Origin of the sequence: Xanthomonas hortorum pv. cynarae, assembly GCF_002939985.1 — a bacterium.
Taxonomy (GTDB): Bacteria; Pseudomonadota; Gammaproteobacteria; order Xanthomonadales; family Xanthomonadaceae; genus Xanthomonas; species Xanthomonas hortorum_D.
In genome coordinates, this window is sequence record NZ_MDFM01000018.1 from 12953 (window position 1) to 37209 (window position 24257).

General features: G+C 64.4%; 23 protein-coding genes. 5 read left to right on the forward strand and 18 right to left on the reverse strand.

Features of this window, described 5'->3' with window-relative positions:
• Positions 1-139 precede the first annotated feature (139 nt).
• Positions 140-868, reverse strand: coding sequence for a type III pantothenate kinase (locus XcyCFBP4188_RS13345; protein ID WP_006452090.1), 729 nt, complete (start codon positions 866-868; stop codon positions 140-142).
• Positions 865-1875: a bifunctional biotin--[acetyl-CoA-carboxylase] ligase/biotin operon repressor BirA gene (gene birA / locus XcyCFBP4188_RS13350; RefSeq protein WP_306345380.1), complete on the reverse strand. Its 1011-nt coding sequence runs from the start codon at positions 1873-1875 to the stop codon at positions 865-867. Before birA ends, XcyCFBP4188_RS13345 begins: the two co-directional genes overlap by 4 nt.
• 44 nt (positions 1876-1919) lie before the next feature.
• Here birA and XcyCFBP4188_RS13355 point away from each other — a divergent pair, with 44 nt between their 5' ends.
• Entirely contained in the window at positions 1920-2234 is a 315-nt protein-coding gene (locus tag XcyCFBP4188_RS13355) for a hypothetical protein (protein WP_006452093.1), read from the forward strand.
• An 8-nt stretch (positions 2235-2242) separates the two neighbouring features.
• Complete coding sequence (locus XcyCFBP4188_RS13360) at positions 2243-2998, forward strand: M90 family metallopeptidase (protein WP_104592292.1); 756 nt, start codon at positions 2243-2245, stop codon at positions 2996-2998.
• A gap of 157 nt (positions 2999-3155) precedes the next feature.
• On the opposite strand, the gene XcyCFBP4188_RS13365 is transcribed toward XcyCFBP4188_RS13360, so the two are convergent.
• The 7 genes from XcyCFBP4188_RS13365 to XcyCFBP4188_RS13400 all read right to left on the reverse strand — a co-directional run bounded on the left by XcyCFBP4188_RS13365 (position 3156) and on the right by XcyCFBP4188_RS13400 (position 10746).
• Positions 3156-4343, reverse strand: a complete 1188-nt coding sequence (locus XcyCFBP4188_RS13365) for a DUF1501 domain-containing protein (protein WP_043910215.1) — start codon at positions 4341-4343, stop codon at positions 3156-3158.
• 70 nt (positions 4344-4413) lie between these two features.
• Entirely contained in the window at positions 4414-6006 is a 1593-nt protein-coding gene (locus XcyCFBP4188_RS13370; protein WP_043910228.1) for a DUF1800 domain-containing protein, read from the reverse strand.
• Between the two features lie 123 nt (positions 6007-6129).
• Positions 6130-7500 carry an ATP-binding protein gene (locus XcyCFBP4188_RS13375; protein ID WP_172839287.1) on the reverse strand — a complete coding sequence of 457 codons (1371 nt, stop codon included), beginning with the start codon at positions 7498-7500 and terminating at the stop codon, positions 6130-6132.
• Between the two features lie 74 nt (positions 7501-7574).
• Entirely contained in the window at positions 7575-8258 is a 684-nt protein-coding gene (locus tag XcyCFBP4188_RS13380) for a response regulator transcription factor (protein WP_002808458.1), read from the reverse strand.
• A gap of 70 nt (positions 8259-8328) precedes the next feature.
• Positions 8329-8631 carry a hypothetical protein gene (locus XcyCFBP4188_RS13385; RefSeq protein ID WP_043910217.1) on the reverse strand — a complete coding sequence of 101 codons (303 nt, stop codon included), beginning with the start codon at positions 8629-8631 and terminating at the stop codon, positions 8329-8331.
• Between the two features lie 338 nt (positions 8632-8969).
• Positions 8970-9974: a tRNA dihydrouridine(20/20a) synthase DusA gene (gene dusA, locus XcyCFBP4188_RS13390; RefSeq protein WP_006452099.1), complete on the reverse strand. Its 1005-nt coding sequence runs from the start codon at positions 9972-9974 to the stop codon at positions 8970-8972.
• A gap of 547 nt (positions 9975-10521) precedes the next feature.
• Positions 10522-10746: a hypothetical protein gene (locus XcyCFBP4188_RS13400; protein WP_006452100.1), complete on the reverse strand. Its 225-nt coding sequence runs from the start codon at positions 10744-10746 to the stop codon at positions 10522-10524.
• 81 nt (positions 10747-10827) lie between these two features.
• Here XcyCFBP4188_RS13400 and XcyCFBP4188_RS23205 point away from each other — a divergent pair, with 81 nt between their 5' ends.
• Entirely contained in the window at positions 10828-11076 is a 249-nt protein-coding gene (locus XcyCFBP4188_RS23205) for a hypothetical protein (protein ID WP_174705844.1), read from the forward strand.
• 379 nt (positions 11077-11455) lie between these two features.
• Here the strand turns inward: XcyCFBP4188_RS23205 and XcyCFBP4188_RS13410 are convergent, their stop codons facing one another.
• From XcyCFBP4188_RS13410 to aroE, 6 genes are all read right to left on the reverse strand, one after another.
• The gene (locus XcyCFBP4188_RS13410; RefSeq protein ID WP_006452101.1) at positions 11456-12031 is read right to left on the reverse strand and encodes an ankyrin repeat domain-containing protein; all 576 of its coding nucleotides are present in this window, start codon (positions 12029-12031) and stop codon (positions 11456-11458) included.
• Between the two features lie 59 nt (positions 12032-12090).
• Positions 12091-13596, reverse strand: a complete 1506-nt coding sequence (gene katB, locus XcyCFBP4188_RS13415; RefSeq protein ID WP_006452102.1) for a catalase KatB — start codon at positions 13594-13596, stop codon at positions 12091-12093.
• A 270-nt stretch (positions 13597-13866) separates the two neighbouring features.
• Entirely contained in the window at positions 13867-15999 is a 2133-nt protein-coding gene (gene dinG, locus XcyCFBP4188_RS13420) for an ATP-dependent DNA helicase DinG (RefSeq protein ID WP_006452103.1), read from the reverse strand.
• Between the two features lie 117 nt (positions 16000-16116).
• Positions 16117-16344, reverse strand: coding sequence for a hypothetical protein (locus tag XcyCFBP4188_RS13425; protein ID WP_006452104.1), 228 nt, complete (start codon positions 16342-16344; stop codon positions 16117-16119).
• Positions 16341-16703, reverse strand: a complete 363-nt coding sequence (locus XcyCFBP4188_RS13430) for a hypothetical protein (protein ID WP_006452105.1) — start codon at positions 16701-16703, stop codon at positions 16341-16343. Before XcyCFBP4188_RS13430 ends, XcyCFBP4188_RS13425 begins: the two co-directional genes overlap by 4 nt.
• A 1-nt stretch (position 16704) precedes the next feature.
• Entirely contained in the window at positions 16705-17556 is an 852-nt protein-coding gene (aroE, locus tag XcyCFBP4188_RS13435; RefSeq protein WP_006452106.1) for a shikimate dehydrogenase, read from the reverse strand.
• Positions 17557-17608: 52 nt separating this feature from the next.
• Here aroE and XcyCFBP4188_RS13440 point away from each other — a divergent pair, with 52 nt between their 5' ends.
• The gene (locus XcyCFBP4188_RS13440) at positions 17609-18490 is read left to right on the forward strand and encodes a TolB family protein (protein ID WP_006452107.1); all 882 of its coding nucleotides are present in this window, start codon (positions 17609-17611) and stop codon (positions 18488-18490) included.
• Positions 18491-19154: 664 nt separating this feature from the next.
• Here the strand turns inward: XcyCFBP4188_RS13440 and XcyCFBP4188_RS13450 are convergent.
• The 3 genes from XcyCFBP4188_RS13450 to XcyCFBP4188_RS13460 all read right to left on the reverse strand — a co-directional run bounded on the left by XcyCFBP4188_RS13450 (position 19155) and on the right by XcyCFBP4188_RS13460 (position 23154).
• Positions 19155-21674 (reverse strand): PepSY domain-containing protein, encoded by a 2520-nt coding sequence (locus XcyCFBP4188_RS13450; RefSeq protein WP_104592308.1) that lies wholly within the window; start codon positions 21672-21674, stop codon positions 19155-19157.
• Positions 21675-21834: 160 nt separating this feature from the next.
• Positions 21835-22824: a porphobilinogen synthase gene (gene hemB / locus XcyCFBP4188_RS13455; RefSeq protein ID WP_043911233.1), complete on the reverse strand. Its 990-nt coding sequence runs from the start codon at positions 22822-22824 to the stop codon at positions 21835-21837.
• A gap of 87 nt (positions 22825-22911) precedes the next feature.
• A complete protein-coding gene (locus tag XcyCFBP4188_RS13460; protein WP_006453133.1) occupies positions 22912-23154 on the reverse strand; it encodes a hypothetical protein in 243 nt (80 codons plus the stop codon).
• 201 nt (positions 23155-23355) lie between these two features.
• On the opposite strand from XcyCFBP4188_RS13460, the gene XcyCFBP4188_RS13465 reads away from it, so the two are divergent.
• Entirely contained in the window at positions 23356-23802 is a 447-nt protein-coding gene (locus XcyCFBP4188_RS13465; protein ID WP_006453132.1) for a hypothetical protein, read from the forward strand.
• Positions 23803-24257: the final 455 nt, after the last annotated feature.

Sequence of the window (24257 nt, forward strand, 5' to 3'; positions counted from 1 at the left end):
GTGGCCGATAACCGCTGGCGAGCGCTCGACGACTCGGCGAGAGCGGCAGGCAGCCAGTGACCCCAGTGTACGAGCGCGACATCCCGATGCCGAGCACCGGCCGCCCGCCTGGCGGCTGCGCGTCGTTCGATCACCGCCCTCAAGGCGTAGGCGCAGACCTCGCCCAAATCGCCAACCCATCCAGCACCAGCGCAGCGCGAAACGTGGCATCGGGCAATAACGGCAGCAACGGTGGCGCGCCACCACCGTGCGCCAGCAAGCGCACCGGTACGCCCAAACTGCGTTGCGCGTGCTGCAGGCTGCGCTCGATCAGCGCCACCGCCGCACCATCGCAACCAGACGCCAGTGCATCGTCGGTGTCGTTGGCCAGCTCCGCATAATTGCCGCCGCTGGCCGGCAATTGCACCGCGCGGGCATGCAGCGCTTCGCGCATGGTGGTCGGCGAGGCGGCGATGCGCCCGCCATGATGCTGCCCATCGGCCCCAAGCAGATCGATGGTCAGCGCAGTGCCCACGCCGGCCACCAGCACCGGTGCCTCGCCACGTGCGCCGAGCAGCGCCAGAAAGCGATCCACGCCGAAGCGGCTCGGGTCCGCATATGCAATCCGGATGCCGGCGCATTCGGCCGCGGTGCGCACGATCCGCACCTGCTCGAAGCGCTCGTGCAGGCAGGCGAGCATGCGCTGCGTCAACGCCGGCGCAGCAACGCTGGCCACATGCGCGATGCGCCCGGTCGGCAGCGCCGACAGTGCGGCCGCATCCATCGCCTCGGCGCCGTGCGGCCACGCCTGCACATCGCCGGCGCGATCTCCCTGTAGCAGGGCGTACTTGAACCGCGAATTTCCCAGATCGAACAACCACTCGCTCATGCAGGTCTCACGCTCACTTCTCCGGAGTGGAACAGGCGCACCGTCTCGCCCAATTGCACCCGCAACGCGCCGTCGGCAGCCAGACCGAGCGCAACGCCGTGATGCCGGGTGCCAGCTTCTTCGACCTGTACCGCGCGGCCACACAACACGTCCAAGGCCGCATAGCGACTCAGGAACGGGGCCAGCCCCTGCGCCTCGAACAGATCCAGCGCCGGCAGCAGCCCGGACAACACCGCCGCCACCACGGTATCGCGCGAGACCGCACGGCCCGCAAGCGTATCCAGATCCACCCATGGCTGGTCGATCGCAGCAGCCGCCGCGGCCGGCATGTGCACATTCAAGCCCAGCCCGATCACCGCACGCGCATTGCCGGCCATTTCGCCGCCGCCTTCGATCAACAGGCCGCCCAGCTTGCGCTCGCGCGCCAGCAGATCGTTGGGCCACTTCAGCCCGACATCGGCAAACCCGCAACCGCGCAAGGCTTCGGCCACCGCCACACCCACCGCCAGGCTCAGCCCGGCCAGCTGGCCCAACCCACCGCTGAAACGGCGCGAGGCCGACAGATAGATATGCGCACCCAGCGGCGAGGTCCATTGCCGGCCGCGACGGCCGCGCCCACCGGTCTGACGCTCGGCCAGCAGCACCGCCACTCCCTGCTCGGGCGCCGCACGCGCCAGCAAGCTGGTGTTGGTGGATTCCAGCGTCCACGCGACATCGAGTGCAGCCAGGCCCGCCAGCGCATCGCTCGATATGGCCGCACGAATCCGCGCAGCCTCCAGCAGATCCAGCGGCGCGGCCAGCCGGTAGCCGTCGCCAGCCCGCCCCTCGATGTCGACCCCGGCTGCGCGCAAATTTTGAATGCGCTTCCACACTGCCGCACGGGTCAACCCGGCATCGCGCGCCAGCGCATCGCCGGATAGCCGGCCGCTCGCAAGTTTGGCCAGCAACGCGCGGTCATCCACGGCAAGGTCCCCAAATCGATCCGTGAAAGTATGCGCCAAGCCCACCCGGGCGCCCAGCACGGCTTGCGTGAGGGAGTGAAAAGCGCGTTATGATCGCCAACTCACGCCGCTTGCCCTGGATGTGGACGATGCGCCGAATCACGGTTTGCCTGCTCCTGTTATTGGCTCCGCTTGCCGTGCTGGCATCGGACCAACTGGTCGATGGCGACCATGAGAGCTGCGTCAGCATCAATTCGGCTGCGCGCGGCAGGACGCCCAATGGCGAGGCCGCTGCACCGGCACGCGCTCCCGCGCACAAGCCCACCCCGGCCACCGGCGGCGGCGGTAGCGATGGCGACGCGCTGTTCCCACGCATGCGCACGATGCCGCGCTGGCACAGTTTTCTGCCAGGCATGTTCCGCTGATCCAGTGGTTGTCGCGCTGGCTGCGCCGGCCGCCCATCGACATTCCTGATGCGTTATGGCTGCCGGTCTGCAGCGGCTGCGCCTGGGTCGCCGCGCTCGATCCGCCCCGCCAGCACCGCCTGCGCACCCTGGCCGCACAATTCCTGCAGCAAAAAACCATTTCCCCGGTCGATGGGTTGCAACTGCATGCGCACGATTATGTACAGCTGGCGGCCACCTGCTGCCTGCCGCTGCTGGAAATCGGTGCAGTGGGCTGGCGCGGCTGGTCGCAACTGATCGTCTACCCGGACGCGTTCCGCGTGCAGCGCACGCATGTGGATGCGGCAGGGGTGCTGCATGCCTGGGACGACACCCTGATCGGCGAATCCTGGGAGCAAGGCCCGCTGATCGTCAGCTGGGCCGACGTGCAAGCCGACCTGGACGACCCGCAGGCCGGCTTCAACGTGATCGTGCACGAGATGGCGCACAAGCTCGATGCACTCGATGGCGCCCTCGACGGCACACCGCCACTGCCGCGCGATGCACAGCGCGCCTGGGCACGCGATTTCCAGCAGGCCTTCGATGCGTTTCGCCAACGCGTGGATGCAGGCGAAGACACCGAAATCGATCCGTATGCCGCCGAAGCACCGGAAGAATTCTTCGCGGTCGTGAGCGAATATCACTTCTCGGCGCCGCAAGTGATCGCGCGCGTCATGCCGGATGTCGCCGCGCAGTTGACGCGTTTTTACGGGCCCTCGCCGTTTGCTTCTTCAGCGCAGCGCTGAGGGTGTGGTGGCACCAACGCGTTGCTTGCGATGGTTGTCATGCAACCGCTTCGCGCGCGTTGCTCGCACACGCTTGGCCGAATTGAAAACACCGCTGCGCAATGTCGTCCAAATGCCCGCTCGACACTGCTGATTTCAACAGCACGCTGCAATGCACTCACACCAGCCCAAGATCGCGCGGCCTGGCACCGGGAAACACCCGCTCCAACTGCGCTGGCGACAGCCCCCACAATCGACTCAATAGACCGCCGAACAGACTGCGGTAATTGGTAAGCACCGGGTAATCGCGATTCTGCAGCAGCTGCGTTTGTTCGACCGCGACCTGTTCGCCAGCGATACGCCCCCCCTGCACGCCGCCACCCAGCACCCAATACGTCGTGCCGTGCCCGTGATCGGTACCCTTGCTGCCGTTCTCACGAAAGGTGCGACCAAACTCGGAGAGCACCACCACCACGGTGTCCTTCCATGCCGGCCCTAAGGCATCGGCGTATGCCGCCAGCCCTTCGCCGAGATTGCGCAGATTGTTCGCCAACCCACCTTCGATACTGCCCTGGTTGGCATGCGTATCCCAGCCGCCGACATCGACGAATCCCAGCCGGTACTGGTCGCGCATCAGGCTCGCCATGCGCCGGGTTTCGTCGGCGAAGGTGCGCGCACTGGCAGCGCCGCGGCCGGCCTGCTCCATCTCTTCGCGCAGCTGCGTGGTCACCTGCTGACGCAATGCCAGGCCCTCGCGCGCGGCTGCCGCAAGCGGCGTTGCGTCGTACATCTGCGACAGGATCTGCGCCTGCCGCACATCCAGACCGCCTTTGCCGATCCCACGCAACGACACATTGGGCAATTCGCCGCCGCCTTGAAACGTCAGCGGTAGCGAATCGGTAAACGCAATCGCCGGCACCCCGCTGAGCACGCCCGACAAGCGCGCCATGAAACCGGACCGATAATCGCGGCGCTGCCTGCCGGCCTGGCCGGATTCGATATCGTCCTGGGTTTCGAAGTGGCTACGCGACAGATCGTCGGTGCCGGCAAACGGCACGAAGGCCAGCTGCTTGCGTTGCCAGAGCGGCAACAGCGCATCGCGCATCACCGGGTTGAGACCCCATTGCGTATCCAAGGCAATAGCGCTCTTTGGATTGGCAGCATCCGGCCGCGCAATCGCCAGAGTCGGGCGCGCCTGATAATAAAAATCGCTGGCATGCGGTACCAGCAGATTATTGCTGTCGTAGCCGCCACGCAGAAACACCACCAGCATGCGCGCACTGTCGCGTGGCGCGGCAAACAGACGACCGGACCACGGCAGACTCGCGGCCGCTGCAGAGGCAAGCAGAAATTGACGTCGTTGCATGGTGCACTCCTGCGGCGATAACCGTTCGGCGATTGTTGAATCAGCAGTCGTTGAATCAGCGGCCGCTAGATCAGCGATAGTTGAAGTCCGGCGATGACAGCAAAAACCCGTTCCACTCCGCCGGCGAACGCGCCTGGCCCAACGCCTCATGCGTGCCGCTGGAAAGCGACGGTGCAACCCAGCGATACGATGGACGCGTATCGATCTGCGTCAGCACAGGAATTGGCGTGTCGTTATCGCCATCGAAGCGAAACAGTTGCTTGGGTCCTGCGCCCAGCGAACGCGCCACTTCGAAGCGTCGCGCCAGTTGCCCGGAGCTGGTCCACGCCTGCGATTGCAGCGACCATCCATCGGGTGTGATGCGCCCGAACACCGGCTCGCCGAGTTGCTGCACCCAGCTCACCATCGGCGCGGCGTTGACCACCGGTTGATCTTCGTACGCCAGCCGCATCGCCGAGACCACAAACCGATTCGGATCCTTGAACTTGCGCGGCTGCGCCTGCGCAAATTCCGGCGCGTCCAGCATGGCCTGCATCACCTTGGCGATATCGCCATCACTGCGTTGGAAGGTCTTTGCCATGCGCGCGACCAGTGCGGACGGTGGCTTGTCGCTGACGAAATACTCGGCCAAGCGCTGCGACACAAACTGCGCGCACGCCGGTTGCCGTACCAACAGCTGCACTGCACGTTCGATCTCATCCAGACCGCCAGCGGCGATGCGCTGGCCCAGCAAGGTCTTGTCGCCGGGTTGATGGCGCGCAGGATTGAATTCGAACAGGCCCTTGCGCACGACCTGCGCCTGCCCCGTTGTTGCAGCGGTTGGTACTGGCGGCGCGCCTTCGGCCTTGATCGGTACCAGACCGGCGCCGGTCAGTATCAGCGCCAGTTGCTGCACATCCTGCTGGCTGTAGCCGCCATGCACGCCCAACGTGTGCAACTCCATCAATTCGCGCGCGTAGTTTTCGTTGACCTTGCCTTTGGCATTCTTGGCGTTATCCAGATATTCCAGCATCGCCGGGCTTTCCAGCGTCGCCATCACCAGGTCGGCGAACTTGCCGGTGGCGTGCGGACGAATCGCGTTTTCCATGTAGTCGGCCGCCATCCATTTCACGCGCCCCTTGTCGGCATACACGCTGAAGTGATTGAGCCAGAACCACACCAACTGCTCGCGCAGCTGCGCCGGCGCATACACCGCACGCAGCAATTGCGCCTGACGCGCCTGGGTCAGCATCTGACCGCCACGCGCCTGCCAGGCCTTGCGCAAGGCAGCCTTCTCATCGCCATCGGGCAGCGTTTGCAGACGGATCTTGTCGGCCTCGTATTGCGTCAGCAAGGTCACCAATGGCGTGTGCAGCGCATCGAACTGCTGCAGTTGTGCACGGAGCGGCGCTGGCAATGCGGCATCGTCGCTGGCTTGCAACAGCAGTGCGCCGTAGCGCTTGGGGCCGAGCCGCTGCAGCTGCGCCGCGCTATCGGCATCCACGCCGTAGGTGGCACGCTGCAACCAGCGTGTCTGTGCTGGCGTCAATGGCGCTTCGGCGGCACTGCACGACAGCACGACGACGCAGCCCGCCAACAGCAACGGCACGCGCCATCTGCGCTGTCGAGGTGTCCGGACGGAAAGTGCAGTGACCCACCGTGCCTGTGCAACGCGCTCGAACATGCAGTTCTCCATCGCAACGGCCTGCAACCGGCCCAGTATGGTCAAGTCAACGCGTGAGGCGTTAAACGGTTGTCGGAGCGTGGCGCGACATTGGCCACAGGTTCATCCCGCAACGCATGCCGGTCACAATCCCGGCGGCAAGGTCACATCGAAGCGGGCGCCGCCCAGTTCCTGCGAGCGCACCACCTGCAATTCGCCGCGGTAGGCCTTGATCAGGTCCTGCACGATCGACATGCCGATGCCGTGACCCTGCACGCGTTCGTCGCCGCGCACGCCACGTTGCAGAATCTTGGCCACATCTTCCGGCGCAATGCCGGGACCATCGTCTTCCACCGACAGGATCAATCCGGCGCGGCGGCTCCCGGTGGTGGGACCTGGCTGCGCAGTCAACAGCACGCGGCTGCGCGCCCACTTGAAGCCGTTTTCCAGCAGATTGCCAAGCAGCTCCTGCAGATCGCCCGGCTCACCATGAAAACGCGCTTCAGGCGAAATATCGAATTCGCACAGCACGCCTTTGACCGAATACACCTTCTCCAGACCGCGCACGATTTCTTCGGCGGTCGACTCGATCGGCAACGGCGCGGCAAACAGCTTGTGCCCGCTGGAAGCCGCACGTGCGAGTTGGTAAGACACCAGGTCGTTCATGCGCCGCAGCTGCACGTCCATTTCCTCGTGCAGATCGCGCTCGGACTGACCGCTGTCCAGTTGGGTGCGCAACACGGCGATCGGCGTCTTGAGGCTGTGTGCCAGATCGGCAAGCGTATTGCGCTGACGATCCAGGTTGTCGCGCTCGCTTTCGATGAAGGCGTTGATGCTTTCGGTCAGCGGCTCGAGTTCGCGCGGATGCTGCTCGCTCATGCGCTGAATTTCCCCGCGCTGCACCTTGGTCAACTCGTTGATGACCCGCCGCAGCGGTCGCAGGCTCCACTGCAGAATGAAGGCCTGCAGCACCAGCAGCACCACGCCGGCACTACCGAGATAGAACCACACCGCGCCCCGGAACACGCGCAATTGCGCGCCCATCGAGCGCGCGTCTTCCATCACGTAGATGGTGTACGGAATCTCGCCGCCGTGTTCGCGTTCGACATAGCTCACGCCCAGTCCGTAGCGGTACAACTCGCCCAGACTGCCGTCGATCTGGGTCATCTCCAGCGGGCCGATGAACTCTTCCTGGCGCGGCTCGAGCATGCGCCCGTGCGGAATGTTTGGCCCCTCGGCCGACATCGACGTCCAGCTTTCGTCCGGGCGCACGACTTCGACATACAGCCCGCCGCCGGGCACGTCGAAACGTGGATCAGGCGGTTGGCCGCCGATGTACAGCGAGCCATCGCGGACGAAATCGATATTGGCGGCATACGCCGAGGCATAGTTCTTCAGCCGCTCGCGCAGATTCTTTTCGGCAGTGTCGGCGAACGCCACATCCAGCGCGTAGCCTGCCAGCGCCAGGAAGGCCACCAGACTGAGGCTGGCAGCCAACAGCTGGCGGGCCTGCAGGGAGCGCGGCCGCCAGCGTTTGTACCACTTGGAGCGCACCGACACCCTATCTTCCTGTTTGCCGACGCGCGGACTCAGCCTTCGGTACGCGGGATGGCGAAGCGGTAGCCACGACCACGCACGGTCTCGATCGGCTTGAGCTCACCGTCGGGATCGAGCTTCTTGCGCAGGCGACCGATAAACACTTCCAGCACGTTCGAATCGCGATCGAAATCCTGCTGATAGATGTGTTCGGTCAGATCGGCCTTGGAGACCAGTTCGCCGGCATGCATCATCAGGTACTCGAGCACCTTGTATTCGTAGCTGGTCAGATCGACATTGGCGCCGTTGACGCTCACCGTCTGCGCTGCCAGATCCAAAGCGACCGGGCCGCACTCCAGGGTCGGCTTGCTCCAGCCTGCCGCGCGCCGCAGCAACGCGTTGACGCGCGCCAGTAGCTCTTCGACATGGAACGGCTTCACCAGGTAATCGTCGGCGCCCTGCTTGAGGCCTTCGACCTTGTCCTGCCAGCTCGAACGCGCGGTCAGGATCAGCACAGGGAATTTCTTGCCCTCGTCGCGCAGCGCCTTGATCAGCTCCATGCCCGACATCTTGGGCAGGCCAAGGTCGATGATGCCGACGTCGAACGGCACTTCGCGGCCCATGTACAGACCTTCTTCGCCATCTTGTGCAGCGTCGACAGCAAAGCCTTCACGCTTCAGGCGCGCGGCAAGTGTCTCGCGCAGCGGAGCTTCGTCTTCGACCAAAAGGATACGCATGCACTCTCCCTAGTTACGTTGTCGGCGGGTGCCGGGGAATTTATGAGACTGAACGCAGAACTATCTACGTTTACTGGTTATCGTCGCGTGGTGGCGCATCTGGCGGCGCCGGGCGACGCGGCGGCGGGGGCTGCATCTGTTCCGATTCGTAGACGGTGTGCACGCGCCCGTCCAACATGTACTTGACCCGGTTGAGATTGCCACCGTCGAACGGCACACGTTCGGCGCTGAGGATCTGTCCACCGGTGGACCGCTGCACCTGCCGAATGGTGTCCGACAGCGTGCGCCCGTTGCCGCGGGCTGAGGGCGGTAACGCCTCACGGCCCGAATGCCCCATCGGATAGCCCTGACACCATGCCGACGGCGCCGCCATGGCGACCCAAAGGGCAACCAGGACAACATGGCTAGCGCGGCAGAACGGCTGGGTCACAAACGAATCCTAGCGGGTTGTTCAGGAACATTCAAAATTCGTGAAACCGGCCATGCGTCACAGCGTGGTCGAGCCCGAGAATAGACCCAAATTCTTGATTTTGGGGGGTGAATCCGATCTGAACTTTTAAGCTTCGTGTTAACGCGGTTCAGTGAAATGAACGCGATTTGAGGCCGAAAGCCTTGCCTGCGCTCGCTCTCACGGTCGTGGCTGCCGCGCTGTGAGCTAACAAATGCGGCCGTTCAAGAGCTGGTTCAGGCTCTGCAAGTGCCGGACCACTCTCAGGCGACAACGCGCCAGGCGTGCGTGTCGGTACGCTGCAATGCCTGCTCGACCAGGTCCCACCCGGCGCCGGAGCGGTGTGCGCCCTCGCTCAGCACCTGGCGGAATGCGCGTCCGCCGGGCTTCCCATGGAAGAGTCCCAGAACATGTCGGGTGATGTGCTTCAGCGCCAGCCCTTGCTCCAGCTGGGACTCTACATAGGGCTGCAGCGCGCGTAGCAATGCCTCGCGCGATTGTTCCGGGCGCCGATTCAGTGCCGCGTCCAGGCAGTGCAGCACATAAGGGTCGTGGTAGGCCGCACGGCCGAGCATGACGCCGTCGGTGTGTTGCAGGTGTTCCAGCGCGGTGTCCACCGCAGCGATGCCACCGTTGATAACCACCGGCAATTGGGGGCGTTCCTGCTTGAGGCGATAGGCCCAGTCGTAGCGCAGCGGCGGCACCTCGCGGTTTTCCTTGGGCGACAGGCCCTTGAGCCAGGCGTTGCGCGCATGCACCACCACCATGGCAGCACCGGCCGCGACGACTTGATCGACAAAACTGGCGAACACCAGGTAGTCGCCATCGTCGTCCACGCCCAGGCGGCACTTGATCGTGACCGGCAGCGTCGTTGCCGCGCACATGGCGGCAACGCACTCGCCCACCAGCGCCGGCTCGCGCATCAGGCAGGCGCCAAAACGCCCGGCCTGCACGCGATCGGACGGGCAGCCGCAATTGAGGTTGATCTCGTCGTAGCCCCACTCCTGCGCGATCGCTGCAGCCTGCGCGAGCAGGGCCGGTTCACTGCCGCCCAGTTGCAGCGCAAGTGGATGCTCGACCGGATCGAAGCCGATCAGCCGCGTGCGATCGCCGTGGATCACCGCGTTGGCGTGCACCATCTCGGTATACAGCCGCGCGGAGGGCGCCAGCAGGCGATGGAAGACCCGGCAATGGCGGTCGGTCCAGTCCATCATCGGGGCGACGGACAGACGCAAGGAGGCGGCGTAACGATCGGCGGAAGCGGTCATCGACAAATTGGCCGCCGTGAGCGGCCATCGGAATGCAGAGCAGGATCAACAGCTTACACGGGCACCGATGAATCTGCCGCAGCGCATGAGCCATGCCGAAGCTCTTGGCTGTCAGATCTTGCTGGTGGATCAGCTGTTCGCAGCGTCATGCGATCGACAGCCTATCGACAGGCGAAATTCGAACACGATGCAGGTGCTATGGATTGCGCTGGAGGCGCGATTCGGCACCCAGCATCACGGCCACATCTGCCGTCGGCGCGGAGAACGACTTCGCGCTAGCGCTGTTTTTGTTCCAGCTCGCCAAATCCTAGCGCTGTCGAGCGGCATCGCTATTTGCCGGCATCGCGCCGTCTCAGCGGTGGCGTGGGCCAGTTTGGCCGGCTGAGTCTGGCCGTGGGTGTAGCGGTGGCCGAGCAGGATGCTACTGTCCCTGGCGGCGCCCGCCCCTGTCGAGCGAACGCGCTACATCATTGCTTACAAGCAGGATTTCTTGCGTCCACTGCTGGCGTCAGCGCGATTGCGCGCGTCGCCTGGACGTGAGCAACACTTACGGGTTGCGGAAACCGACGCGCTCTTCGGCAGTCAGCGGCTTGCCGAGCGCGTGGTAGGAGGCGACCAGCGTGATCAGGGCGGTACCCAGCACGGTGTAGAAGCTCCACGAGGTAGCGAGGACATGCACCTGGCCAAACACCAGCGCCACGACGGCGGTGGCGGTGCACAGCACCATGGCGAGCAGGGACATCAGGAAAGGGATGGAAGGATCGAGCTTCATGGTCCGGGGGTTCCAAGGTGCGATAGCTTCAGCATCGGCGTTGCCCGCGCTTTCTTGAACTGTTTTCTGCGGTTTTTTCCAATGAATTTCAAGCAAGTCAGCGCGCGCTCAGATTTATGTCAAAGCCTTGGCGCACAAAGGTTTCAGCGTCAGAAAATTCCTGACGTGGTGGCAGAAAAATCACCACCACCGCCAGAGTTACAACGCGCGCGCGGCAGAAAACCGGCGGCCGCGGAGAAGCTCTTTTTCGACTCTCGGCAGGCCGATGGCGACCGCGCCGATGGACCGGCCGATGTGCATATCTACGACGGGTGGCGCAGGGGCTCCTGAGAACCGGAAGATCTGGTGATCAAGACCTGACGACTGTCGGAGAGCTTGGATGATGGTCGCCGCTGCGTGCGGCTGCCTGCGTGCGCTACAACGCGCCGCAATGGGTACTGGTCCTCTCGGCGCGGAGAACAAGGCGCAGGTTTACCAGAGCGGAACTGTGCCGCCGCCGCTGAGCGCTTGCTGGGTACTACCGAAGGATTCGCCAAAGACGTCACATGCCGGGAGTGCGCGACGCTCGGGCAGCACCTGCCGGCCGAGCATGCTCAACGCTGTGCTGCCTCAACAGGTGCCGTGGGGCTGTAGGCGCTGGCTGTGCCGCACCTGCGGCAGTTCAGCAAGCAAGGCACGCGGAGCGCACCCTGGCATCACCAGTGTGCTTTCAGCGCGCCGGCGCGGTGGCGAACTCGCCGCGTTGCAGCTTGGTCACATCGTTGCCCTGCCCGTCCTTGAGGCTGAGGTCTGCGCCTTTGGCAGCCAGATCCTTGAGGACATCGGTGCGTTGAAACAGTGCCGCGTACATGGCCGCGGTCTGGCCGGCATTGTTGCGCTGGTCCGGGGCGCAATCAGCCTGCATCAACCGTTTGGCGATGCCCAGCTCGCCCTTGAAGATGGCGCCCATGAGCGCAGTGTTGCCGCGTTTGTCCTGCGCACAAGGGTCGGCGCCGGCATTGAGCAACTGCTCCACCGCCGGGCGCTGGCCGTGATAGGCGGCCAGGATCAAGGCGGTGTAGCCCTTCTCGTCGCGGGTATTGAGGTCGTAATGCGAGCGGATGAACTCGGCGAGCATGTCCTGCCGACCTTCGCGTGCCGCATCGAAAAAATACTCGCGCAACTGCAGCTTGATCTGCGCAGGATTGGTGGTCGCATTCGTGGTACTGGCAGGGACAGACGCGGGTGAAGCAGCGTTGGCAGCCGCAGACAAGGTGCCGAGCATCAGAAATAGCAGGGTGCGCATGTAGCTCTCCCGAAAACGAGGACGGCACCGCGGCACAGGCCGCGATGCCGTCGGGTGGATCACTCCTGCAGGCTGGAGGCCAACTGCTTGACGCGGGCCAGGTCACCCTTGGCAACGCGGGTCACGCCGGTGCCGTATTCGGGGTCGGCCTTGTACAGGAACGACAGCATCAGATGCTTGCTCTCGGTGTCGGTAGTGGCCAGCGACTCGCCAAAACTTTGCACCAGGTCGGCACGATCCTTCTTGCTGTAGGACCGATACAACTCGCCAGCCTGCTTGAAGTTCTGCTCGCGGGTGATCTTGGCCTGCTGAGTGGTGCCCGACAGCGGCAGCTCGCTGTAACGCGCAGCGGTGTCCTGCGGACGCGGCTCCAGGCGGCTGGGCTCGTAATTCACGCCGCTGGTGGTGTGCCCGGTGTTGGCTTCGCCGTCCTGGTTGCCGTTATTGACGGCCACACGCGGGCGGTTGACCGGCAGGCTCAGGCCGTTGGTACCGATGCGATACAGCTGGGTGTCGGCGTAGGAGAAGATACGGCCCTGCAGCAGACGGTCTTCAGACGGCTCGATACCCGGCACCAGATTTGCCGGCGCCATCGCCACCTGCTCGGTTTCCTGGAAGAAGTTGTCCACGTTCTTGTTCAACACCATCTGGCCGACCTTCTGCTCTGGCACATCCGGCCAGATCTTGGTGGCATCCAGCGGATCGAAATCGAACTTGGCCAGGTCTTCCGGCTTGAGCACCTGCACGTACAGGTCCCACTTCGGGAAGTCGCCCTTCTTGATCGCACCGACCAGATCGTTGGTCAGGTGGCTGTAGTCCTTGGACTGGACGGCAGCGACCTGCTTGGGATCGAGGTTCTTGATGCCCTGCAGCGTCTTCCAATGGAACTTGACGTAGTGCACTTCACCCTGCGCATTGACCAGCTTGTAGGCATGCACGCCGTTGCCGTCCATGAAGCGATAGCCGGCGGGCGTGCCTTCGTTGGAATACAGGAGCGTCAGCGTGCGCGTGCTTTCGGGCACGTGCGAGAAGAAATCGAAACGACGCGAATCGTCATCCAGGTTGGTGCGCGGGTCCGGCTTGAACGCGTGGACCATGTCGGGAAACTTGATCGCATCGCGAATGAAGAAGGTGGGGAAGTTGTTGCCGACCAGATCCCAGTTGCCTTCGCTTGTGTAGAACTTGGTGGCGAAGCCGTGCGGGTCGCGCAGCGTTTCCGGCGAATGGTTGCCGTGCACCACCGAGGAGAAGCGCACGAACACCGGGGTCTTTTCGCCGGCGCTGAACACCTTGGCCTTGGTCAGGCTGGACAGATCGGCAGTGGCGGTGAACTCGCCTTTGACGCCGGTGCCGCGCGCATGCACCACACGCTCCGGGATGCGCTCGCGATCGAAGCGCTGCAGCTTCTGGATCAGCTGCACGTCCTGCAGCAGAGTCGGGCCATTGGCTCCGGCGGTCTGCGAGTTCTGGTTGTCACCGACCTTGGCGCCGTTGTCGCGGGTCAGAACGGATTGGGCGAAGACCGGCGGGGCGATCAGCGTCGGGGCTAGCAGGGCTAGCACCATGAGGGATCCAGGGCGCATGGCGTCAGCTCGTTTGAAGGAACTGAATCATGGCCAGCAGGCCGAAGTGTGAGAAGTCGTTAGTTATGATCGCAGCGATAGGCGAACGTGATGATGACTGTGTAGCGTGATATGCATCGCCAAATATGCGGGCACCAGGTTGCAGATAACGGCATTGCCAATCTGATGCGTGAACTGACGAACTACGTATTGCATCACGCAAGCGCGCATGACGCTTCAAGCAATGCTGCGTCGCAAGGTTCGATTAGCCAATCAACCAATCACCCGCTTGAACGGCGGCAGCGCGTCGATAATGCGTTTGCCGTAGCGACGCGTCAGCAGGCGTGAGTCGAGGATGATCACGCGGCCGTGGTCGTTGGAACTGCGGATCAAGCGGCCGGCGAATTGCGTGAGTGTGCGCAGCGCGTGCGGGATGGCGATCAGGTTGAAGGCGTTATGACCCCGGCTTTCCAGCCATTCGCTCAAGGTCGATGTCTGCGGGTCGGTCGGCACCGCGAACGGCACCTGGGTGATGACCACGGTGGTGCAGGCGTCGCCGGGTAGATCCAACCCTTCGCCAAAAGAATTCAAACCAAACAGCACCGAGCCCTCGCCGGCGGCAATGCGGCGCATGTGTTCGGTGATCAGTTGCGACTTGTTGCCCTCGCCCTGCACCAGCACGCGGTTGCGCTGCGCCAGCGGCATCAGGTCGGCGACCTTTTCCATCTTCCAGCGCGAGGTGAACAGCACGATGCTGCCTTTGGCGGTCCAATCGAGTTCGCGCACCAGATAACGCGCGACTTCCTTCGGGTGCCCTTCGCGGTCGTCGGGGGTGACCGGGAAATTGGGCACGATCAACTCGGCCTGATTCGGCAGATCGAACGGCGAGGCCAGTGAGGCCATTTCGGCGTGATCGGGCAAGCCGTTGTCGATGGCGAAGGATTGAAAATCGCCGCCGCCGGTGAGCGTGGCCGAGGTCATCACCACCGAATCCACTTCGTTCCAGATCATGGTGCGCAACACTTGCGCAGCCGACACCGGCGAGCAATGGCAGATCAGATCGCCATCGCGCGACAGGGTGATCCAACGCGCCATCGGCGGCTGGCCTTCCTTGTCTTCGCGTCGCCAACCGCTCCACAGATTGTGTTGCTGCTCGGCCATTTCCAAGGCCATGCCGAGACTGCGCTGCAGGCGTTCGCGTGCGGAATCGTCCTGCTTGCCCTTGGCGATCGCACTGTGTGCGGCATGCACCCAGTTGAACAGCGCGCGGGTTTCTTCGCCGAGTTCTTCGATCGCCGGGCCCCACTGCGGCGGCAACTTGCCGTTGGCCGCGCGCCACAGCGGATCGCGCTCGCCGGGCTCGGGCTTCCACACATGTTCGACTTCGGTGTGGAAGGCCTTGAGCAATTTGGAGACGCGCGCGGCGACCTCGATCGCTTCGTTGGGCAGCAGGTTGCCGATCTTGTCCTTGTCCACCGCGCGGTATGCGGCGGCGATGAGAATCTGCAACCGGCCGGTGCGCCTGGCCATTTCGTCCAATGGCAGATTTGCCGCGCCCTGGTCGATTGCCACGCCGGCGATGTGATGGCCTTCGTCGAGTACCAGCAGCATATCGGCGGGCGGGGCGATCAACGGCTGGCCGTTTTCGGCATCGCCCAGCGACAGCGACGACAGCAGCAAGGCGTGGTTGGTGACCACGATCTGCGCCTCGCGCACATCGGTGCGCGCCTTGAGCACCGGGCACTGCGCGGCGTAGCTGCAGCGGCGGCCTGCACAACCGGAGGCAGGCGTGGTGATGCGCATGCGCAGCGGTACCGAGACCTGTTCGGGCGCGTCATCCAGGTCGCCGTTCCAGGTACGCGCGGCGTAGGCCTTGGCCAGACGTTTGGCCAGATCGGCATCGACGGGACTGAGCGGGCGGTCGTACAGCGCCTGCTCGTCTTCGAACATGGCGTTCTGGCTGGTGTCGCCTTCGAGTTCAGCCGCATTCCGGGTGCACAGATAGCGCGTGCGGCCCTTGGCCAGTGCCACGGTCGCTTCCAGGCCGGTGGCCTTGAGGAAGGCCGGGATATCGCGCTCCACCAGCTGCGATTGCAGCGCCACGGTGCCGGTGCTGATCACCAACTTTTTCTTGGTAGCCAGGGCGATCGGCACGCCAGCAGTGAGATAGCCCAGGCTCTTGCCGACGCCGGTGGGCGCCTCGGCAATGCCGATGCCGCCGGAGGTGGCAAGTGCGCGCGAGACCAGGCCGATCATCTGGCTCTGCGCCCGCCGCGTGGCGAAGCCGGGCGTGTTGGCCTGCAGCTTGGCGTAAGCCTCGCGGATGCTGGCCTTGACCGGATCGGTCAGGCTGCGCTGGGGAGGGACGGGCGCCGACGGCGCGGCCGGTGGGGCGACTTCACTCATCGCGCTATTTTCGCACGGACCGGCGCAGCGGCTGCGACCGGCGTGCGGAACAACTGAACGCGGTTGTCTTTACCTAAGAGTGTCCATCAAAACTACTGCGCAGTTTTGTTCGCCACTCTAGGTACGTCGCGGCCAGGCGTAGCGCGCCCACACCACGCCGATCACCACCATCGCCAGGCCCATGACCAGCATGCCGGCGCCCACACCGGTCGGCCCGAAGCGTTCGTACAAGCTGCCGCCCCGGTTGACCGCCGCCAGGTTGTCTGGATACAGCAGCATCCAGATGCCTTGGCCACTGCTGACCAGGCCGACCACGGTCAGCCCCAGGGCCTTGATCGGAATCATGGCCGCTCGCTGGCTGCGGGCGGTGAGCGTTGCAGGCTGAGCGCCAGCGTCCACACCAGCACGCCGATGCCCACGGCCTGCACGGCCATCAGCACGAAATGTGCGACACCGACCACCATGCTGATCTGGCGCACATTGCCTTGTTGCAGCAACAGCATCGGAATGGCCTGAAAGGCGACTTCAGCCAGCAAACAGCCCAGCAGCACCCACAGCGCGGCCAGCCCGGCGCGCCGCAGCGACCCGCGCTGGGCACGCCACAGCAGCACCAGCCCCAACAGCAAGGCGATCAGCAGCGGCACGCGCGACAGCAGGCTGGTGACCAGGGTCAGCAGGATATCGGTGACGGTCACGCTGCCCACCTCAGTCGGCGCTGATCAGGACAGCATCGCGTGCGCGCAGCGCGGCGTAGACCGGGTTGGTGTCCGGGCGCACGCCGTGCCATAGCGCGAAGCTTTCGGCCGCCTGCTCGACCAGCATGCCCAGGCCGTCGATGGCGTAGCGGCATTGCGCCGCACGTGCCCAGGCCAGGAAGGCGATGGCGGTTTCGCCATAGTTGAGATCGACCGCTGCGGTGAGGCTGTTGACCAGCCCCAACGGCAGCGAGAACGCACCAGCGTCGCGATCGCGCCCGGCGGCCGTGGCGTTGACGATCAGCTCGAAGTCGCCCAGATCGCGCAGGTCTTCGATATAGCGCGACATCACCCGCGCCGGTTCGCCCAGCGCATCGCACAACGCATCGGCGCGCTCGGGCGAACGATTGACCACCACCATTTCGGTGATGCCCGCTTCCAGCAATGCCGGCGCCACGCCGCGTGCGGCGCCACCGGCTCCCAGCAGCAACACGCGACGACCGCGCAGATCCAGCCCGTGGCGGTCGGTGAGATCGCGCACCAGGCCGGCGCCATCGGTGTTGTCGCCCTGCCACTGGCCGTCGTTGCGCACCAGCGTGTTGACCGCGCCAGCCAGCCGCGCGCGGTCGCTCAGGCTGGCCGACAACGCACAGGCGGCCTCTTTCAGCGGCAGCGTGACGTTGGCGCCCTTGCCGCCTGCCTCGGCGAAGCGCTCCAGCGCGGCGGTGAACTCCTCCGGCGGCGCATCGATGGCGGTGTAGTCCAGCGCAATGCCGGTCTGCTTCCCGAAGTCGGCATGGATGGCCGGCGACAGCGAATGGGCGACGGGGTGACCGAACACGGCATAACGGGATACGGGCATGAAACGTTCTCTGGTTGACTAGACTGTGCGCGACTTTAGGCAGGAACACCGCATGCAATACCGATGGACGCTGCTCGCGCTGGCGGCAAGTTTACTCTTCGTCCCGGCTGCGTCGGGGCTTGCCGAGTTCGGCATCGAAGGCATGGGCGTGGTCTCCACGCCGGCCAACGAAGCACGTGCCACGTTGAGCCCGGACGGCCAGCGCATCGTCTGGGCCAGCGACCGCGCCGGGGGGGCCGGCGGTTGGGATCTGTGGCAGGCCCAGCTGAGCGGCGGGCGTTGGCAGAACGCGCAGCCGCTGCCGATCAACACCGCGCAGGACGAGACCTCGCCATTGTTCAGTGCCGATGGCCGCTGGCTGCTGTTCGCCTCCACCCGGCTCGGCGGTGCCGGTGGCGCGGATCTGTATCGCGCGCCGGTGGATGCGCAGGGCGGGATCGGTGCAGTGCAATCGCTGGGCGCGGTGGTCAACAGCCGGGGCAACGAGCGTTCCCCGACACTGTCGCTGGACGGCACGCGCCTGCTGTTCGCCAGCGATGGGCGCGGCGGTGCCGGCGGCATGGACGTGTTCGTGGCACGTTGGGACGGGCAGGCCTTCGTTGCACCGGCGCCGTTGAGCGCCATCAACAGCGCTGCCGATGAGCTGGATGCGACCTGGCTCGGCGATGGGCGCGGGCTGGTGTGGGCGCGCGGGCAGACAGATGGGCCCAGCCAGTTATTGCTGGCGACGTGCAAGAACGGGCATTACGGCGCGGGCCAGGCGTTGCCGCTGTCGTTCAACGGTCCGCAGGAACGCACCTTCGGGGCGGTGGTGGATGCGGCCAAGCCGGGCGAGTTGCTGGTGACGGGCAGCGCGCGTGCACCGCGTGCCGGGCAACTGGATATCTACCGGATGAAGGCGCCGGCGGTGGATGGGGATGCCAGTTGCCGTTGAGGGTGCATGGATGCGGGAAGTGAGACTGAGAGCGGCTGACAAAACTTACGTCACGCCGGTCCGTTGCAGGGGGGATGATCCGGGTCTTCGCTGCAGGGTGGCTGAGCTGCGGCTTGGCTACCGATTTGCGGCAGGGTCCTTGCCGGCCTGGCATCGCTGGGCACACCGCAAGTAAGGAGCGTTTAGACAATGCAGATGGATCACTTGTAGAGCCGATGATCTTCGACTTGGCTGCAAGGCCCTTGCCCGCCCACCGTCGCGGGACACGCCGCAAGTACGTCCGTGTAGGCTCTTACGCAGCATCCATGCCGCGTAAGGTCCCGCGACGGTGGGCAGGCAAGGACCAGTCGAGATAGTCGGCACGCATGGTTGCAAGCAAGGCATGGTGTGTTGTTTGGATAACGCTGCGGCCGATTAACTTCGCAACGCAAAACGCAACGCGATCAACAGGTAGGCCTTCATCAAACTACCGACCAACTTTCTGGTGCGGTGTCCTCACCGATTGCGGGACCGTGTGGCGGCATGGATGCCGCCACCGAGCCTACACGGACGTACTTGCGTCGTGTCCCGCGAGCGGTGAGGGCATCGCGCCCTCGACTCACTAGCTTCTGACTGTATTAAATAAAATTCGGCTAGGGCTGCGATGCAGTGGTCATGACCGCGCTCAATACACATCGCGCCGATAACGCCCCGCTGCGGTCAACGACTCCAGTCGCGTTTCGCCCAAAATCTCGCGTAGCGCGGCATCGACTTCGCGCGCCATGCTGTCCAGGCTGCCGCAGACGTACATCACCGCGCCGTGATCGATCCAGTGGCGTAGTGCATCGCCGGCTTCGCGCAGTTGATGCTGCACATAGCGCTTGTGCGCCTGGTCGCGCGAGAACACCCAATCCAGTTGGTGCAGATGACCACTGCGCTGCCAGGCCTGTAGTTCGTCGGCAAACAGCCGATCGTGCGTGGCATGACGTTCGCCGAACAGCAGCCAATGCCCGTGTACGCCTGCGAGTTCAGCCTCGCGCAACAAGCCGCGCAGGCCGGCGATGCCGGTGCCATTACCGATCAACATCATCGGCGCGTGTTCGACACGATGGAAACCGGGATTGGTGCGCAGACGCGCATGCACGGGCGCGCCCACAGGCGCATGGCAGATCAGCCAACCCGAGCCCAGACCGGGGCTGCCATCGGCGCAGGTGGTCAGGCGCACCACCGTAGTCGCAGTGCCATCGGCCGGCACGCTGGCCAGTGAGTAATCGCGGGTGGGGAGCCAGGCGCAGGCATCCAGCCACGTTTGTGGATCGGGAGTGGAGGCCGGCGGCGTTGTTGGCGGTTCCGGCAACACGCGCTCGGCAGCGGCTTGCTGCAGCGGCAGCAGCTGCGCGTGCACATGCACCAGCGCATCGGGCTGCAGCCCCCATGCGGCCAGACAGGCGCACACCTGCACGTCGGCATGCGCGGGCTGCACTTCGAGGATATCGCCAGCCTGCCAGTGCACATCGGCCGGCGGATGCAGATCGATGCGCCAGATCGGCGCGCCTTCGCTGCCCGGGTTGAGGTGGGTGCGCGATGACAGTGTCCAGTGCATCAGCGTCGGCCGCGTCAATGGGACGGCGGCAACCGGTGCGCCGGCGATCTGCCCCAACTGCGCATGCCACTGCGCCAGGGCCTGCGGATCGGCGTTGTCCATTTCCACTGCGGGGAACAACGGCTGCGCGCCCTGCGTGTTCAACCATTGCTCGATGCGCCGCGAAAACCCGCAAAACTGCGCGTATTGCCGGTCGCCCAGCGCAAGCACCGCATACGCCAGCTGCGGCAACGCCAGTCGCTGACGCAGCAACTCACGCTCGAAACCGCGCGCCGCGTCCGGCGGCTCGCCATCGCCGAAGGTACTGACCACAAACAACGCATGCCGGGTGCCTTGCAGGTGCTGCGCGTCCAGCTGCGCCAGCGAGCGCACCTGCACCGGCAGACCGGCGGCCTGCAAATGCCCGGCAGCCTGCCAGGCAAGGCGCTCGGCGAATCCGCTCTGACTGGCGAATCCGATCAACCACGGCTCGGCCTGCGAGGCCGCCGGTGCACTGTGCAATACAACGCGCGCGGCGCGCAGTTCGCGCTTCTTGCGGCGGCGATCCAGGTAGAGCATCCAGCCGGTGACGAAGAACACCGACATGCCGACACTGGCCAGCATCACCACGATGCGACCCGGCAGACCGAAGAAACTCCCCGAATGCAGCGGGAACATGCTGACCAGCAACTGCTGACCGTACGGCAGCAATGCGTAGTCCTGGCATTTCAGCAGAGTGCCGCTGGCCGGATCGATTTCCAGATTGTCGTAAGCACGATCGTGGTCGGGATTGTCGGGCAGGAATCGCGCGCTCAGCGGTTGCCCGATACGAGGAGGAATACGCAGATCCAGCGCAGAAATACGCGTGGCCGGAATGGAATCCAGAGTGCGCTGCACGGCTACGAAATCCACCGTGGCCGGCCGATGATCGCGCCCGTCGCCACGCATCGCCGGCTCGGTGCCGAGCAAGGCCACCATGCCATCGCGATACCAGGTGTAGGACCAGGTCAGCCCGGTCAACGCAACCAGCAGATACACCAGCAGACACCAGGTGCCGAACACCCCGTGCAGGCTCCACAGAAAACTGCGCCCCTGCCGCCGCCATTCCACCGCCCACCAGGTGCGCAGACTCCACCAACGTCGCGGCCAACGCAGATACAGGCCCGATGCGCAGAAGAACAGCAGGATCAAGGTGCTTGCACCGGTCACTGCCTGACCGCGCTTGCCGGCAGTCAGATGACGATGCAGATCTTCGATAAATGCAAACGCACCGCTCAACCGGGGAGCGGCAACCTGTTCGCCAGTATAAGGATCGAAATACACCCGCCCGCCACCTTTGCCGGCCAGGCGTGCGGTGGACGGACGCGCGCCGGTGGGGTCGATCAGCATGCGCGTGACCGCCTGCTGCTGGTCCAGATCGAGCTTGCGCAGCAATGCATCGATCGGCAACGGCCGCTCGCCTGACGCATGCCGCTGTGCCAATTGCGCGATGGCCGGATTGGCCAACCGCACGATCTCGTTTTCGAACGACATCAACGCGCCGGTCAACCCCATCACCGACAGCACCAGCCCGGCGGTGATGCCGAGCAACCAGTGCAGTTGGAACAGAACGGTCTTGAACACGCGCGAGCAGCCTGGAGCAGTAGGCTCGCCATTGTAGATGAGAATCGTTATCGCAGTTGGCGCACGGCTGGCGGTGCCGCGGCATTCGAATTCCGGCAAGCCACGCTTGATTACTGCTCGATCACCACCGTCATCCGCGTGCGTACTGGCTGCACGGGAATCAGCCCTCGCGCAACCAACGCGCCACTTGCGGCGCGAAATAGGTCAGCACGCCATCGGCGCCGGCGCGCTTGAAGGCCATCAACGCTTCCAGCACGCAGCGGCGCTCGTCCAGCCAGCCGTTGGCGGCGGCGGCCTTGAGCATCGCGTACTCGCCGCTGACCTGATACGCGAAGGTCGGCACACGGAACTCTTCTTTGACCCGCCGCACCACATCCAGATACGGCATGCCTGGCTTGACCATCACCATGTCCGCGCCTTCTTCCAGATCCAGCGCGATCTCGCGCATGGCCTCGTCGCTGTTGGCAGGGTCCATCTGATAGGTGGTCTTGTCGGCCTTGCCCAGATTGCCGGCGCTGCCCACCGCATCGCGGAACGGGCCGTAGAACGCCGAGGCGTACTTGGCCGAATACGCCATGATGCGCACGTTGAGATGGTCCTGCGCATCGAGCGCGCGGCGGATCGCACCGATGCGCCCGTCCATCATGTCCGAGGGCGAAATGATGTCCACGCCCGCTTCTGCATGCGACAGCGATTGCCTGACCAGTGCCTCGACGGTGATCTCGTTGAGCACATAGCCCTTGTGATCGATGATGCCGTCCTGGCCGTGCGTGGTGTACGGATCCAGCGCCACGTCGGTCATGATGCCCAGCTCGGGGAAACGCGCTTTCAACGCCCGCACCGCACGCTGCGCCAGGCCGTCCGGATTCCAGGCTTCGGCCGCGTCCAGGCTCTTACCGGCCGGGTCGATCACCGGGAACAGATCGATCACCGGAATACCCAGTTCCAGCGCGTTTTCCGCCTCGCGCAGCAACTCGTCCAGCGACAGGCGTTCCACGCCCGGCATCGACGCAATCGGCGCACGGCCGGATAACTCATGCACGAACACCGGCCAGATCAAATCGTCAGTGGTCAGCGTGTTTTCGCGCATCAATCGACGCGAAAACGCGTCGTGGCGCATGCGGCGGGGACGGTAGTGGGGATGGGCCATCGTGGGCTCCTGTCAGCAGCCGGCAAGTTTACGCCCGCCCTCTGTCGCTGGACGTGCTGCGACGCTGTGTCGCAGCGCTGCAACGGGTTAGATCACCCCACCGCCCAGGCCCAGGCGGATCACCCCGACCACGATCACCACGGCATTGAGCAGCAAGCCAGTCTTGGCACGCCCGCGGTTGCCGGCCGCGGTAAACAGCAGCGCGATCGCCGCGATCAGCGCGCCCACCGCCGCAAACGGAATCAGGAACCAGTTGCCCCAACCCAACAGGGGGATAAAGGCCAGAACCATCCACAGCAACGCCACAATGCCCCACAGCAGGCTGATCAATCCCACGTGTCACCTCGTCATTCATAGAAGGCCTGAGCTTAGCGCCGCGCCCGCCAACACGCAGTGGGCAGGTGGTCACCCTGACCAATGGCGGCTTGGCGGCAGCCTCACATGGGCATGGCTAGGGTGCGGCAAAGTCCGGCACGATTCAGTCCGGGCGCCGGATCATCGCTGTCACTGTCCTTCAACAGGGGCTTCACCATGAACAAGCATGTCGTCATCGTCGCTGGGCTTGCCATGCTCCTGGCCGGCTGCGCCAGCAGCTCCAAGGTCATGCTGGGCAAGGCGCGTGCGCCGATCGACCCGGCGCAGGTCCAGGTGTACTCCAATGCCCCGGTCGGCTCGGTGGAGATCGCCCAGCTCGAATCCACCAGCGCCGCCGGCTTCGGCACCCAGGGCCAGACCGATGCCGCCGTCATGCGGCTGAAGCGCGAAGCCGCCAAGCTCGGCGCCAACGGCGTAGTCATTGTGGGCGTAGGCTCGGAACGCTCCGGCGGCGGCTTGTCGGTGGGCGGCGGCAGCTACGGCGGACGCGTCGGCGGCGGGCTGGGGATCGGGATCCCGACTACGCAGAAACGCGCGGCGGGTATGGCGATCTGGGTGCCTGCGGGGGTGGGTAATCCCACCAGTCCGTTGCCTGCGCGATAAAAGCTTTCTTTGGGTTCAGATATTCCGGCAAACGACCGGCATCAAAGGTGCTGGTCGTTCTTGTTGGCCAACTAGTGCGCCCACCCTGCGCCTGCCTGTAGTGAAACCCAAAATCGGATGCAGTATCCTCCGGGAGCAACTAGGTTGGGACCGGCTAAGCACTCGCTTGCTGTTGTCTCGGTACCACGCTCGTAGTCACTGATCTTGGCTGAGCGCAACTCTTCACCTCAGTCATCTAAGGAATAGTCATGAAAAGCTGGATATGGATGTTGATGTTGGCGATGTGTTTCGTTGGACAAGCTGCGGCTCAAACCAAGGGGGTCAAGCTTGTCTGCCGATCCGATGACCCATTTGTCTTCTGTACGCAGGGTTGCAAAGATCAAGACAAGAATTGGACACCGATAGATCCAATTAGCGCTACCTGGGTCGCTGTACCTGGCTATTGCCTTTTCCCC